Consider the following 13,703-nt stretch of genomic DNA (forward strand, 5'->3'; position numbering starts at 1 on the left):
TTATCATCGCCCACACTTTTATGACGGTTTGATGGCTGGAAGGTCTTTTTTGTGAGCGCTCTTTTTCAACGGCTACGGCAGCTCGATGCTCGCCTTCTCTCTCTGATTTTTTTGGTACTGCTCGTGCCGGTGGGCCTGCGTGCGGTACTCGGTTGGTCGAGCCTGTTCGGTTATCTGTCGGATCTGGCCATCGGCAGCTTGCTCATCGTGCTATTGCATCGCCGTCCCTGGTGGCTGGCGTTGCCGCTGCTGCTGTTCTGGGGATTGCTGGCGGTGGCGACGGCTGAACTGGTCAGCGCGGTCGGCCGCCTGCCGACCGTGGCAGACCTGCATTACCTGATCGATCCGCAGTTCGTGGAGAACTCCACCGGCGGCGGCTTCGCCCATCCCGGCGTGGCGGTTGCGCTGCTGGTGGCTCTGGCCTTTTGGTTGCTGAGTCATTGGACTCGACGCGCGACAACCGCCCCCGCTCTACCCCGCGCAGCCTGGGCGACGCCGGTGCTGCTGTTCTCCGCGTACTGGGGTGCGCAGCACTTGAACCCGAGCGATGCCGACCCGTGGCGTCTGTACAACCTGCCGCACCAGTTGCTGGCCGCGCAGGTTGCCGACGTGCAGATGCAGGCCGAAGAATGGCTGGAGGGCGATACACAAGTCGCTCCGCCGCCCATGGCAGGGCTCACCGATGTCGATCTGAACGGTCACCCGTTGCTGGCCGCCAAGGGCCAGGCGCGCAATGTGCTGATCGTCGCCCTCGAAGGCATTCCCGGCGCCTACATCGGCGCCAATCGCCGGGCCATCGGCAGCCATTATCAGGAAGACCTGATGCCCAACCTCAGCCGCTGGGCCGAGCGCGGCATGAACACCCCGGATTACGTGCTGCACACCCACCAGACCATTCGCGGTCTGTACGCCATGCTTTGCGGTGATTACGACAAACTCGACAACGGCACGCCCAAAGGCGTTGAAATGCTGACCCAGCACGAGCGCAATCAGGCTTGCCTGCCGGCCCAGTTGCGTCAGCACGGTTTTGCCACGCATTACCTGCAAGGCGCAGGGCTGCGGTTCATGGCCAAAGACAAGATCATGCCGCACATCGGTTTCGACGCGACCCATGGCCTGGAATGGTTCACCAACGCCAACTACCTGGAATTCCCGTGGGGCAAGGATGACAAGGCGTTCTTCGAAGGTGCGCTGAAATACGTTGGCGACCTAAAAAAGCAGAAACAGCCGTGGATGCTCACGCTGCTGACCGTCGGCACTCACCAGCCTTACTCCGCGCCCGAGGAATACCTACAACGCTACGACACACCCAAGCAGGCGGCTGTCGGTTATCTGGATGACGCGCTGGAACAGTTTCTCAGCGGCCTCGAACGCCAGGGCGTGCTGAAAGACACGCTGGTGGTGATCACCTCGGACGAATCCCACGGCATCGACGGTGTGCGCCTCGCGTCGTCCTGGGGCTTCAACCTGACCCTCGCGCCGGAGCAGGCGCAACTGCCTCGTTTGAATGCAGGTGTCTATGGCCATGTCGATCTGAGCGCGTCGATTCTCGACTATTTTGACTTTCCCGTGCCGTCGGCCCTGAGCGGCCGCTCGCTGTTTCGCGATTACGATAGCGGCCGTGAAATCATGTCGTTCACCAATGGCAAACTGCGCTACCACGATGGCAACGGCATCCTCACCGAATGCGACATGCCGCGCCGCTGCCGCGAATACGCGAGCACCGGCTTCATAGCCGACAGTGCGACATTCAAGGGCAACGCCAATGGCCTGCATGCCCGGCAGATTGCCGCTCGCGCCAGCGCGCTGGATCTTTCACTGCTGCGCACCCCGCTGAATCAGCGCTATCAATTCGGCAGCGCCAATGTCATCCCGCTGCAAGCGCAGATCAAGGATGACTGGGCCGACAACCTGATCGGCGCGCAATACCTGGAGATGCCAAAAGGCTCCCACACCCGCGTGCGCCTGACCGTGCGTTCGGTGGATCCGCAGCAGGCGGCGTACATTCAGCTCAAGGCCAAGGAGTTCGAACAGGACGTGCAACTGGGCCTGCCGACCGAGATGGTCGCCACGGCGGATCAGCCGCTGGAGATGGATTTCAGCTTCGACAACCCGCAACCGCGCAAGGCGTTCTCGTTTCACTTGTTGGGGTACGGGCTGGGCGCGGTGGAGGTCAGTGATTTCAGCGTGATCACCGAGCTGCCGGGGCAACAGGATCTGCTGGACGAGATCCCGGAAGAAGACACCGCTCAATCGAGTTGAGCTCGACGCCAGCGTCGCAACGACGCTGGCGCCCGTCCGGTGTGAACGATCAGAACGTGGTGCGCAAACCGACCTGAATGCTGCGCCCTTCTGCCGGCGCAATATCCCTCAGGATTGAGCTGGCATAACGCACGGTCTGGTTGGTCAGGTTCTCGGCATTGACGAAAGCCAGCCATTTGCTCTGGCCAACATCAAAGTGATAACCCACATTCGCCCCCAGCGTGGTGTAGCCATCGGTGCTGCTTTCGTTGTCCGGCACGCGGTGCTGGGAGCTGGCGTGCTCCACATCGATCCGCGCCTGCCAGCGATCCAGCTCCCACAGCAAACCGGTGTTCAACCGCAGCGGTGCGATGCGCGGCAAGTCCTGGCCGTTGTCGAGGTTCTTGGCGCGGGTGTAATCGCCCGACAGTTCCAGAGCGAACTTGCCGTAGGCGTTTTCGCCAAGGGTCCAGCGATCCTGCGCTTCGATGCCGCTGAAGCGCGCCCGAACGCCGGAGTAGGTGTATTCCGGAATGCCGTCGGCGTCCTCCTCCCCTTCGTCATTGAGTGTGCGGCCCGTCCCGAGCAGGCCGATGTAGTTGGAGAAATGGCTGTAGAAAACACCGACGCTGCCCTTGTGCGTACCGTTGTCGAACCGCAGGGCAAGGTCACTGGAGACGGCTTTCTCTTTCGACAGCCCCGCATCCCCGACCTCATAAGTGCCGGTGGCAACGTGGGCGCCGTTGGCGTAAAGCTCATAGAACGTCGGCGCGCGTTCGGTGTAGCCGAGCGTGGCGGCGACCGACCAGACCGGCGTCAACGTGTAAACCGCACCGGATGACAGGCTGCCGGCGGTGAAGCTGCTGGAGCGATCGGCATTGGCGAAGCGCTCGTTGCCTTTGGCGTCCGGGTCGACCGTGGTGTGTTCGAGGCGTCCGCCGAGGGTGAACAGCAGGCGATCCGTGGCTTGCAGCTCTTCGAGAATGAACAGTGCACCGGCGTCGGTATCGGTGTGAGGCACGAAGGCTTCTTCGCCCAGCGCCGAGAATTCGTTGCGACTGACTTGCGCGCCAATCACCCCGTTGAACGGCCCCAACGGCTGATGCCGGGCCTCGACCCGCGCCTCGTAGCCCTTGTTCTTGAACGTGGTGCCGACCTCGCCGCCCTCGATTTCCCGGTGCTGGTAATCGGTGTAGCCGGCATCAAATTTGACCGAGCTGAACGGGCCGTCGAGGTTGCGGATTTCCGAGGCGAACGCGTAGTGCTCCTGCTCCATGCGGATCCGCACATCGTCTTCGGCCGGCGAGCCGTAGTTCGAGTCGTAATTGCTGTACGAGAGCCCCGCGTAACCGTCATCCCAGGTGTAAGACCCGCCCACCGCACCGCCGTCCTGACGACCGTCGCTGTTGGCCAGCCGATGTTTCTTTGAATCGCCATCGTCGTTCGCTCGTTCACGGCTGGTCTTGGCGTAGCCGGGAATCTTCAGGTCATTGAATTCGCGGGCGCTGGCGTCAAGGTGCAAGGCGAACTGGCCGTTACCGGCTTCGAGTTTGCCGGCGCCGCTGCGGGTAGTGTCGGCACCGCCGTAGCGCAACTCACCGGCACCGTGAATGCCTTCGATGGCTTCGGTCGGGATACGGTTGTCGAAGGTGTTGACCACCCCGCCGATGGCGCTGCCGCCGTACAGCAAAGCCGCTGGGCCTCGGACGATTTCGATGCGCTCGACGTTGACCGGATCCAGCGGCACCGCGTGATCGTAGGACAGCGACGAGGCGTCCAGCGCACCGACACCGTTGCGCAGGATGCGAATGCGATCGCCGTCCTGCCCGCGAATGATCGGGCGACTGGCACCCGGGCCGAAGTAGGACGATGACACGCCCGGCTGCTTGTTCAGGGTTTCGCCGAGGCTGCCCTTTTGCTGCAGCGTCAGGCTGTCGCCGCTCAACACGGTCGAGGGCGAGGCCAGCGTCTGACTACCCAGAGGATTGCCGGTGATGACTTGCGGTTGCAGTTCCAGCGGGTCGGCGGCGAATGCGGGGGAAGCGATCAGCAGCGCAGAAGCCATGAGCGTCAGGCGGGGTTGGAAGGTGTGGAAACGGGAAGGCATTTCAGGAATCCGTCAGGCAGAAAAGTGAGGATCGATGCCAGCGCTACAGAGGGTGTGTTGCCGGCATCGATCAGATGAAATCATTTTTATGTTATACAATAACATTTCCAATGGCCATCACGTTTCTTCCACACAATTGCAAACCATCGCTCAAGCACGGGCATTTCAGCGCCCTGCCCGGCATACGCTGCCGACACTTCGCGTAAGAGACTGCGCCTATCACGCACCAATAGTCGGCCTATTAGCTGACTCGCCGAGTCGGGTCTAGCCTTACTACTCCGAAGTCGGCACGAGCCGGCCGCAGAAGACCTGATAAGGACCCGAACATGGCAAATGAATCGAAATGCCCGTTCAATCACGCCGCCGGCGGTGGCACGACGAACCGCGATTGGTGGCCGAATCAACTGAACCTGAAAATCCTGAGTCAGCACTCGCCCGCATCCGATCCGCTGGGCAAGGACTTCGACTACGCCAAGGCTTTCAAAAGCCTGGATTTCCAGGCCCTCAAGCGCGATCTGACGGCGTTGATGACCGACTCCCAGGAGTGGTGGCCAGCGGACTTCGGCCACTACGGCCCGCTCTTCATCCGCATGGCCTGGCACAGCGCCGGCACCTATCGCACCGCTGACGGACGTGGCGGCGCCGGCTCCGGCCAGCAACGTTTCGCCCCGCTCAACAGCTGGCCGGACAACGTCAGCCTCGACAAGGCCCGCCGCCTGCTATGGCCGATCAAACAGAAATACGGCCGCAACATTTCCTGGGCCGACCTGATCGTTCTCACCGGCAACGTCGCGCTGGAATCCATGGGCTTCAAGACCTTCGGTTTCTCTGGTGGTCGCGCGGACGTCTGGGAACCGGACGAAGACGTCTACTGGGGCTCGGAAAACAAATGGCTGGGCGGCGACAATCGCTACGGCAAGGATCCGGAATCCATGCAGCCGCCGGGCGAAGGCACACTAGTGGCCGAGCCCGCCGAACACGGCAATGAGGAAAGCCGTACCAATCAGGGCGAACGCAACCTGGAAAACCCGCTCGCCGCCGTGCAGATGGGCCTGATTTACGTGAACCCGGAAGGCCCGGAAGGCAATCCCGATCCGGTAGCCTCAGCCAAGGACATCCGCGAAACCTTCGGCCGCATGGCCATGAATGACGAGGAAACCGTTGCCCTGATCGCCGGCGGCCACGCCTTCGGCAAGACCCACGGCGCCGGCCCGGCCGATAACGTCGGCCCGGAACCGGAAGCCGCCGGCCTCGAAGAACAAGGCCTGGGCTGGAAAAGCACCTTCGGCACCGGTAAAGGTGCGGACACCATCACCAGCGGCCTGGAAGTGACCTGGACCACCACCCCGACGAAGTGGAGCAACAATTACCTGGAAAACCTGTTCGGCTTCGAGTGGGAATTGACCAAGAGCCCGGCCGGCGCCCATCAGTGGAAACCGAAAAACGGCGCCGGGGCCGGCACCATTCCCCACGCCCACGACCCGAACAAACGCATCGACCCGACCATGCTCACCTCTGACCTGGCCCTGCGTTTCGACCCGGCCTACGAGAAGATTTCGCGGCGTTTCCTGGCCAATCCCGATCAACTGGCTGATGCCTTCGCTCGCGCCTGGTACAAACTGATCCACCGCGACATGGGCCCGCTCTCGCGTTATCTCGGCCCGGAATTGCCGCAGGAAGAACTGCTGTGGCAAGACCCGATTCCCGAGGCCAATCATCCATTGGTAGGCGACGCTGATGTAACCGCGCTGAAAAGCAAAGTACTGGCGTCGGGGCTGTCCGTTTCGGAACTGGTCTCCACCGCCTGGGCGGCCGCATCGACCTTCCGGGGTTCGGACAAACGCGGCGGCGCCAATGGCGGGCGTCTGCGTCTGGCACCGCAAAAGTTCTGGCAAGCCAACCAGCCGGAGCAACTGGACAAGGTGCTGAAAGTCCTCGAAGGCATTCAGAACGAGTTCAACGCCGGGGCGGCAGGCAAGCAAGTCTCGCTGGCGGACCTGATCGTGCTTGCGGGTAATGCCGGTGTCGAACAAGCGGCGAAAAACGCCGGGCACACGGTGACCGTGCCGTTCAATCCAGGGCGCACGGATGCAACTCAGGAACAAACCGACGTCGAGTCGTTCGGCTTCCTTGAACCGCACACTGATGGCTTCCGCAACTACGCTGCCAGCACCTATCGCGTGCCGGCCGAAGCATTGCTGATCGACAAGGCGCAACTGCTGACACTTTCAGCGCCAGAGCTCACCGTGCTGGTTGGCGGCCTGCGCGTGCTGGACACCAATGTCGGCAAGACGAAACACGGGGTGTTCACCGACAAACCCGGTTCATTGACCAACGACTTCTTCCGCAACCTGCTGGACATGGGCGTGGAATGGAAACCGACGTCGAAAACCGAGTTCGAAGGTCGTGACCGTAAAACCGGCAGCGTGAAATGGACGGCGACCCGGGTCGATCTGGTGTTCGGTTCCAACGCGATACTGCGGGCGCTGGCCGAGGTGTATGCCAGTTCCGATGCGAAGGAACAGTTCGTCACGGACTTCGTTGCGGCTTGGGCGAAGGTGATGGATCTGGATCGGTTTGATCTGAAGTAACTGAGGAAACGCATAACAACTGTGGGAGCGAGCTTGCTCGCGAAGAGGGAGTATCAGACACGGAGATGTCGTCTGAACTACCGCATTCGCGAGCAAGTCGAATCGTCGCACCGTCGCCCCCACAGTTTTAAGCGGTGCTATCCCGGCTTACGCAAGGCTTTTGCTGACCACTTCATACACATCACTGGACAGCTGACCGGACGCCAGAATCCGCTCCAGCTCCGCCTTCATCAACGCCTGACGAGCACCGTCATACTTGCGCCAGCGAGTCAGCGGCGCCAGTTGACGCGAAGCGATCTGCGGGTTGAAGCCGTTCAGCTCGATCACCAGATCCGCGAGGAAGCGATAGCCCGAACCGTCCGCCGCATGGAAGTTGATCAGGTTCTGCCCGGCGAACGCACCGACCAGCGCACGCACCTTGTTCGGATTCTTGATGTTGAACGCCGGGTGCTGCATCAACGCCTTCACGCGTTCCAGACCGCCCGGCAATGTGCTGCCGGCCTGCACGCTGAACCACTGATCCATGACCAGCGGATTGTCCTTGAAGTGCTCGGCAAAACTGGCCAGGGCCTTGGCCTTCTCGTCTTCAAACGGCGAGTTGACCAGCACCGCGAGTGCGGTCAGGCGTTCGGTCATATTGTCGGCGCTGTCGAATTGCTCCAGCGTCGCCGCCAACACTTCCGGTTTGCCGCTGAGCATCAGGTACGACAAGGCAATGTTCTGCAATGCGCGACGGGCGAAGTGCTCGGCCTCGGCCACGTACGCGGTTTGCTTGGACAGGTCACGGTTGGCCTGGTAACGCAACCACAGCGCTTCGAACAGATCTTCCGAAAGTTGCTTGCGGGCGAACTCGCGGGCGTTGTGGATCGCATCGACGTCAGCCGTTTCGCTGATTTCCGTCAGATAGGCTTCACCCGGCAGCGAGAGCATTTCCGCAACCATCGCCTGATCCAGCGACTCGTCCGACAGCACAGTGCGCAGAGCGGAAACCAGACGTGGGTCGAGCACCAGGCTTTCGCCCTTCTGCTGCTGGCCGATCAACTCTTGCAGCACCTGCACCGACAGTTGCTGGCCGGCATCCCATCGGTTGAAACCGTCGGTGTCGTGCTGCATCAGGAACATCAACTGATCGCGGTTGTACGGGAAGCTCAGCTTCACCGGCGCCGAGAAACCGCGCAGCAGCGATGGCAGCGGCTGTTCGGCAATGTCGACGAAGGTGAACGTCTGCTCGGCTTCGGTCACCGAGATCACTCGGCTAGTGCCTTGGGCCGAGGCTTCGCCGGCCAGACGCAGGGCAATCTCGTTGCCCTGGCTGTCGAGCAGGCCCAGCTCCACCGGGATCACGAACGGCAGCTTTTCAACCTTGTCCGGGGTTTCCGGGCAGCTCTGGCGGAAGGTCAGGCTGTAGGTTTTCGCGGCGGCATCGTAAGACTCGCTCACCGCCAGACGCGGTGTACCGGCCTGGCTGTACCAGCGCTTGAACTGGGTCAGGTCGACGCCGTTGGCATCTTCCATGGCCTTGATGAAGTCATCGCAGGTCACGGCCTGGCCGTCGTGGCGTTCAAAGTACAGGTCGCTGCCCTTGCGGAAGCCTTCGGCGCCCAGCAGGGTGTGGATCATGCCGACCACTTCCGAACCCTTTTCGTACACGGTCAGGGTGTAGAAGTTGGAAATCTCGATGAAGCTGTCCGGGCGCACGGCGTGGGCCATCGGGCCGGCATCTTCGGCGAACTGGTGGGTACGCAGGTACGCCACGTCCTGAATGCGCTTGAGCGTGGCCGAATTCATGTCGGCGGAGAAGCCGGAATCGCGGAAGACGGTGAAACCTTCTTTGAGCGACAACTGGAACCAGTCGCGGCAGGTCACGCGGTTGCCCGACCAGTTGTGGAAGTATTCGTGAGCGACGATCGCTTCAACGCGCTGGTGCGCGGCGTCGGTGGCGGTTTCGGCACGGGCCAGCACGGCGCTGGAGTTGAAGATGTTGAGGCCCTTGTTCTCCATCGCGCCCATGTTGAAGTCGTTCACGGCGACGATCATGAAGATGTCCAGATCGTACTCGCGACCGTAGACCTCTTCGTCCCAGCGCATCGACTTCTTCAGGCTGTTCATGGCGTGCTGGCACTTGTCGATGTTTTCCGGCTCGACGTAAATGCGCAGCGCCACGTTGCGATTGGTCATGGTGGTGAAGCTGTCTTCAACGCACCACAGGTCACCGGCCACCAGCGCGAACAGATACGCCGGTTTCATGAACGGATCTTCCCAGGTCGCCCAGTGCCGGCCGTCTTCGCCGGGGCCGCTGGCGATCGGGTTGCCGTTGGACAGCAGCACCGGATAGCTGTGCTGCTCGGCGACCACGGTGGTGGTGAATTTGCTCATCACGTCCGGGCGGTCGAGGTAATAAGTGATCTTGCGGAAACCTTCGGCCTCGCACTGGGTGCAGAACATCGTGCCGGACTTGTACAAGCCTTCCAGTGCGGTGTTGGTTTCCGGGTGGATCTTGACGCTGGTGTCGACCGTGAAGGTTTCGCTGGCCGGTTGCAGGGTCAGGTGGTTCTCGGTCAGTTGATAATGGTCGGCGCTCAGTTCCTGGTCTGCCAGGGTCACCGAGAGCAATTCCAGCTGCTGGCCATCGAGCACCAGCGGCGGCAGGCCCGGGCCACGGGCCGGGTTGCGGCGCATCACCAGTTGCGCGTGGACCAGACTGTGGTCCTCGAACAACTCGAAGGTCAGGTGTGTTTCATCGATCAGGTACTCGGGCGCCTGATAGTCCTTCAGGTAAATCATCTTCGGTTGTTCGGTGCGCATGCTGAAGTCCTTATTGATGCACGGCGAGCTGATAGGCCGTGTACTTGCGAATGTTGATCACGCCGGTGTCGAAGATCAGGTACTGGCCCTTGATCCCCAGCAGCGTGCCTTCGGCAATCGGGTTCTTGTCCAGGTTGAAGCTGACGATCTTGGCCGGGTACTGCTCGACCGGGTAACGGATTTCCAGCGGCTCGACATCGGTGAGCGGCTGAATCGCCTGCAAGCCGAAACGTTCCTGCAAGCCCTGCAAACCTTCGGCGCAGCTGGCGAACAGCTGATCGCGCACTTGTGCCAGATCCACCGCCGCCGCATCGCCCTTGAGCAGCGCGCGCCAGTTGGTCTTGTCCGCCACCTGACTGCGGAACAGGTCTTCGACGAACCCCGACTGCTGCCGCGTGGAAACGCGCATGATCGGCAACGCCTGACTGGCGCCCTGATCGAGCCAGCGAGTCGGCAACTGGGTGGCGCGGGTGATGCCGACCTTGATGCCTGACGAATTGGCCAGGTAGACGACGTGGTCGGTCATGCAGAACTTCTCGCCCCACTCAGGTTCCCGGCAGGTGCCGGCCTCGAAGTGGCAGCGTTCCGGGCTCATGATGCAGAGGTCGCACTGGGCCAGTTTGGTCATGCACGGGTAGCAATAACCCTGACTGAAACTGGTCTTGGTCTTGCGCCCGCAATGGGTGCAGTGGATCGCCCCCAGGTATTCCAGACGCACCGTCGTGCCGATCAACGGGTTGACCGGCACCTCGACGTCATCCAGACGAAACGCGTATTGCACGTTCGGCCCGTCCAGGCGCGCCGACATTTTGCTGATTGCACCGCGGCCGATCTCGATCAATGGATGGCGTCCGACTTGAACAGGATGTTCGGCACTTCGATCGACTTCGACGCACATTCCTGCGGGCCCATGTAACCGGTGCGCTCTTCCTCGGGCAGGTTTTGCATTTCCCAGGCGATCATCGCCTGCAACGACAGTTCACGCTGTTCGGCGGTGAGTTTGCCACCGTCCGACCATTTGCCGATCTCTACGGCCAGTTTCAGGCTCAGGTAGATGTCCGGGGTGATGTTCTTGATCAAATCGTTAAAAGAGGACATCAGGGTCTCCGTGCTCTTTATTCAAAAAATTCAGGCGGCCAGTTTACGGCGGTTGTACAAACCGCCCAACAAACCGGTGAAGCATCCGATGAGTAACCCGCCGACGTGGGCGGCGTTGGCGATTTCGCCGAAACCGATCATCGAGATCAGCCCCGACATGCACACCAGCAACCACACCAGCATCATCACCAGCACGCCGCGCGGCAGGCGATAGGCCGGGTTCGGCGCCAGCAGCTGGAAGATCCAGCAGTGACCGAGCAATCCGTAAAGTACGCCAGACAGGCCGCCGAACAGGCTCGGGCCGCCCCACGCGAACTGCGCATAGTTGGAAACGAGGCCGAACAGCAGCGTCAGGCCGATCAGGTTGACGCTGCCCTGGCGCGACTCGATGCGCCGCCCCAGTTCCCAGTACCACATGCCGTTCATGGCCAGGTGCAGGATGCCGAAGTGAATCAGCATCGGCGTGAACAGGCGCCACCACTGCCCCGCCGCCAGGCTGTCGGCCAATGGCGTGAAGTGGATGTAGTCGCCGACCACGCGAAAATCGAGGAAGGTCAGCCAACGCATGGTTTCGAGGTTATCGCCAAGAAAGGTCAACCCGCCGACGATCAGGCTCAGCAGCAGAATCAACCCGGTGGCCTTCGCGTGCTTCAGTTGCTCGGCGAAGCTTGGACGCTTGAACGTCGGCGCTACGGGAATTTCCAGTTGCTGATCCGGGTCGCCCGCCGGGAAACGCTCGTACAGCGAACGCACGTCTTCGCTGATCTCTGACGGCACCCACAGCACCTGTTCCCCAGACTCTTCGCTGACACGGTGCGGCACCTGCATGCGTTGCAACAGTTTGACGAAACCACTCAGGTCCGCTGCCAACGGCACACGCAAGACGGCTATGGCACTCATCGCAGCACCTCCGGCCGCTCGACGTCGACCCAGACAAATTTATGCGGATCGAGGCGGGTTTCCTGATCCAGACGATAGGCCACCAGTTTGCCGTACAACACCGCGCTGTAATCCAGGCACGCGAGGTTCGGGCGGATCGGCGCCGGTTTGCCGCTGCGCCAGTAATGGCCGACGAACAGCAACGGCTCATCGACGCCGTAGCGCAGCAGGGAATTCTTTTCACTGGAGGTCAGCGGCTTCTGCGCCACCGGCTCCGGCAAGGCATCGGGCTGGAACACAATGTCGCCGTAGGTCTGCGGATCGTCTTCCCAGAACTTGGTGCGGAAGAACGAACGCACCAGGCCGTCACCGCTGGTCATGGTCAGACCATCCGGCAGACGCATGTCGGTGCCGCGCAGCAGGCGATCGAACACCGTGCAGGCAAAGCTGCCCGGTACGGCGGAAGCCTGGAGAAAGTGTTCATCGATGCAGCCATCGGGAAACAGCGCGCGCAGCGGCTCGATCAGACCGGCATCCCAGCAGGCATGCACGACCCGGAAGCGTCCCGCGTCGACGAACAACGGCAGTTCATAGAACCAGCGCTGGAAGTCGTGCCAGTCACCTGGATGGTTTTCGAACTGGGTCAGGGTTTCATGCAGCAGACGGGCATGGCGCGGCGTGTGTTCACGGACGAACTGCTTGCCGCTGCCCGGAGGCGCCGGGGTGCTCCAGCCGAGCGCGTTGAATTCGTGGTTGCCCATGATGCACAACGCCTGACCTGCCTCGACCATGTCATGGACGATGTGCAGCGCCTCGCGAATCCGCGGGCCACGGTCGATGATGTCGCCGACAAACACGGCCATGCGCGATGGATGCCGCCAGACCCCGCCCTGCTTGTGATAACCGAGACGGTCCAGCAGGTGTTCCAGGGTCAGGGCGCATCCGTGCACGTCACCAATCAGGTCATAACTGCGCGCGGGATCGAGCATCAGTCGCCTCCACCACCCAACTTGCTGCCCCAGCCGAGCTTGGTGCGGCAGACTTCGTAGTAGTTGTGGTCGAGCGGATGGATCAGCCGCAGCTTCTGCGCTTTCTTGCTGACGGTGATGGTGTCGCCCGGCGCGCAGGTGAAGTGGTTCTGCCCGTCGCAGGACACCTGCGGGTAGATCTGCATATCTTTGGACACGACGATTTTCAGCTCACTGTTGCCATCGACCACGATCGGTCTGCCCGACAAGGTATGGGGGTACATCGGCACAATCACAATAGCGTCAAGCTTGGGATGCATGATCGGGCCACCGGCGGACAGCGCGTACGCAGTGGAACCGGTCGGGGTCGACACGATCAGGCCGTCGGCCTTCTGGCTGCAGACGAACTGGCCGTCGATGTACAGCTCGAACTCGATCATCCGCGTCGATTTGCCCGGGTGCAGCACCACGTCGTTGAGCGCATCGCCCTGGCCGATGGCCTCGGCGTGGCGACGGACTTCGGCCTGCAGCAGGAAGCGGTTTTCCACCAGATAGTGGCCGTCGAGCACCTCGGCGACCTTGATTTCCAGCTCGTCGGGGCGGATGTCGGTGAGAAAGCCGAGGCTGCCACGGTTGATCCCGAGCACCGGAATATTGTGCTTGGCCAGTGCCCGCGCCGCGCCGAGCAGGCTGCCGTCACCGCCGACCACGATGACCATGTCGCAGACTTCGCCGAGCATCTTGCGCGACGAGGTCTGCAGGCCATGGCCCGGCAGGACTTCGGCGATGGTGTCTTCGAGAATCACATGCAGGTGACGATCGAGCAGGAAGCGTTTCAGTCGGCGGACGGTATCCAGCACCTGGGAGCTGCCCAGGCGACCGATGATGCCGATATTACGAAATTGCTCCATGGGACTCCTGCGGGGGACTGAGACGGCGAAGAGCACGATTATGGGCGAAAGCGCCGGATAGACAAAATCCTTTCAGCCCCGAGGATGCACCGGTGTTTGAGGC

9 protein-coding genes are annotated in these 13,703 nt (G+C 61.6%); 2 read left to right on the plus strand and 7 right to left on the minus strand.

The features are described 5' to 3' along the window. The first annotated feature begins 51 nt into the window (after window positions 1-51). The gene (locus N8H71_RS12420; protein WP_262194191.1) at window positions 52-2,262 is read left to right on the plus strand and encodes an LTA synthase family protein; all 2,211 of its coding nucleotides are present in this window, start codon (window positions 52-54) and stop codon (window positions 2,260-2,262) included. Window positions 2,263-2,311: 49 nt separating this feature from the next. Here N8H71_RS12420 and N8H71_RS12425 read toward each other — a convergent pair whose 3' ends face one another. Further along, a complete protein-coding gene (locus N8H71_RS12425; RefSeq protein ID WP_262194192.1) occupies window positions 2,312-4,348 on the minus strand; it encodes a TonB-dependent receptor in 2,037 nt (678 codons plus the stop codon). A gap of 326 nt (window positions 4,349-4,674) precedes the next feature. On the opposite strand from N8H71_RS12425, the gene katG reads away from it, so the two are divergent. Then, window positions 4,675-6,939 carry a catalase/peroxidase HPI gene (gene katG / locus N8H71_RS12430; protein WP_262194193.1) on the plus strand — a complete coding sequence of 755 codons (2,265 nt, stop codon included), beginning with the start codon at window positions 4,675-4,677 and terminating at the stop codon, window positions 6,937-6,939. Between the two features lie 147 nt (window positions 6,940-7,086). Here the strand turns inward: katG and pepN are convergent, their stop codons facing one another. From pepN to N8H71_RS12460, 6 genes are read right to left on the minus strand one after another with little or no spacing between them, the layout of a single operon-like run. Further along, a complete protein-coding gene (gene pepN, locus N8H71_RS12435) occupies window positions 7,087-9,744 on the minus strand; it encodes an aminopeptidase N (RefSeq protein ID WP_262194194.1) in 2,658 nt (885 codons plus the stop codon). Window positions 9,745-9,754: 10 nt separating this feature from the next. Continuing rightward, window positions 9,755-10,585: a DUF2797 domain-containing protein gene (locus tag N8H71_RS12440; RefSeq protein ID WP_262194196.1), complete on the minus strand. Its 831-nt coding sequence runs from the start codon at window positions 10,583-10,585 to the stop codon at window positions 9,755-9,757. Further along, the gene (locus tag N8H71_RS12445; RefSeq protein ID WP_262194198.1) at window positions 10,582-10,842 is read right to left on the minus strand and encodes a YeaC family protein; all 261 of its coding nucleotides are present in this window, start codon (window positions 10,840-10,842) and stop codon (window positions 10,582-10,584) included. The genes N8H71_RS12440 and N8H71_RS12445 overlap by 4 nt, the downstream gene beginning before the upstream one ends. A 30-nt stretch (window positions 10,843-10,872) precedes the next feature. Then, window positions 10,873-11,742 carry a rhomboid family intramembrane serine protease gene (locus N8H71_RS12450; protein ID WP_262194199.1) on the minus strand — a complete coding sequence of 290 codons (870 nt, stop codon included), beginning with the start codon at window positions 11,740-11,742 and terminating at the stop codon, window positions 10,873-10,875. Then, window positions 11,739-12,713: a metallophosphoesterase gene (locus tag N8H71_RS12455; protein WP_431768311.1), complete on the minus strand. Its 975-nt coding sequence runs from the start codon at window positions 12,711-12,713 to the stop codon at window positions 11,739-11,741. Before N8H71_RS12455 ends, N8H71_RS12450 begins: the two co-directional genes overlap by 4 nt. Continuing rightward, window positions 12,710-13,600, minus strand: coding sequence for an NAD(+) kinase (locus tag N8H71_RS12460; RefSeq protein WP_007956919.1), 891 nt, complete (start codon window positions 13,598-13,600; stop codon window positions 12,710-12,712). Before N8H71_RS12460 ends, N8H71_RS12455 begins: the two co-directional genes overlap by 4 nt. Window positions 13,601-13,703: the final 103 nt, after the last annotated feature.

Source organism: Pseudomonas koreensis (assembly GCF_025447595.1).
GTDB classification, from domain to species: Bacteria; Pseudomonadota; Gammaproteobacteria; order Pseudomonadales; family Pseudomonadaceae; genus Aquipseudomonas; species Aquipseudomonas koreensis_H.

Bases quoted from the DNA above. Each gene is read 5' to 3' on its own strand.
- N8H71_RS12425 (WP_262194192.1), bottom strand. From the start codon at position 4,348: ATGCCTTCCCGTTTCCACACCTTCCAACCCCGCCTGACGCTCATGGCT.
- katG (WP_262194193.1), top strand. From the start codon at position 4,675: ATGGCAAATGAATCGAAATGCCCGTTCAATCACGCCGCCGGCGGTGGC.
- pepN (WP_262194194.1), bottom strand. From the start codon at position 9,744: ATGCGCACCGAACAACCGAAGATGATTTACCTGAAGGACTATCAGGCG.
- N8H71_RS12445 (WP_262194198.1), bottom strand. From the start codon at position 10,842: ATGTCCTCTTTTAACGATTTGATCAAGAACATCACCCCGGACATCTAC.
- N8H71_RS12450 (WP_262194199.1), bottom strand. From the start codon at position 11,742: ATGAGTGCCATAGCCGTCTTGCGTGTGCCGTTGGCAGCGGACCTGAGT.
- N8H71_RS12460 (WP_007956919.1), bottom strand. From the start codon at position 13,600: ATGGAGCAATTTCGTAATATCGGCATCATCGGTCGCCTGGGCAGCTCC.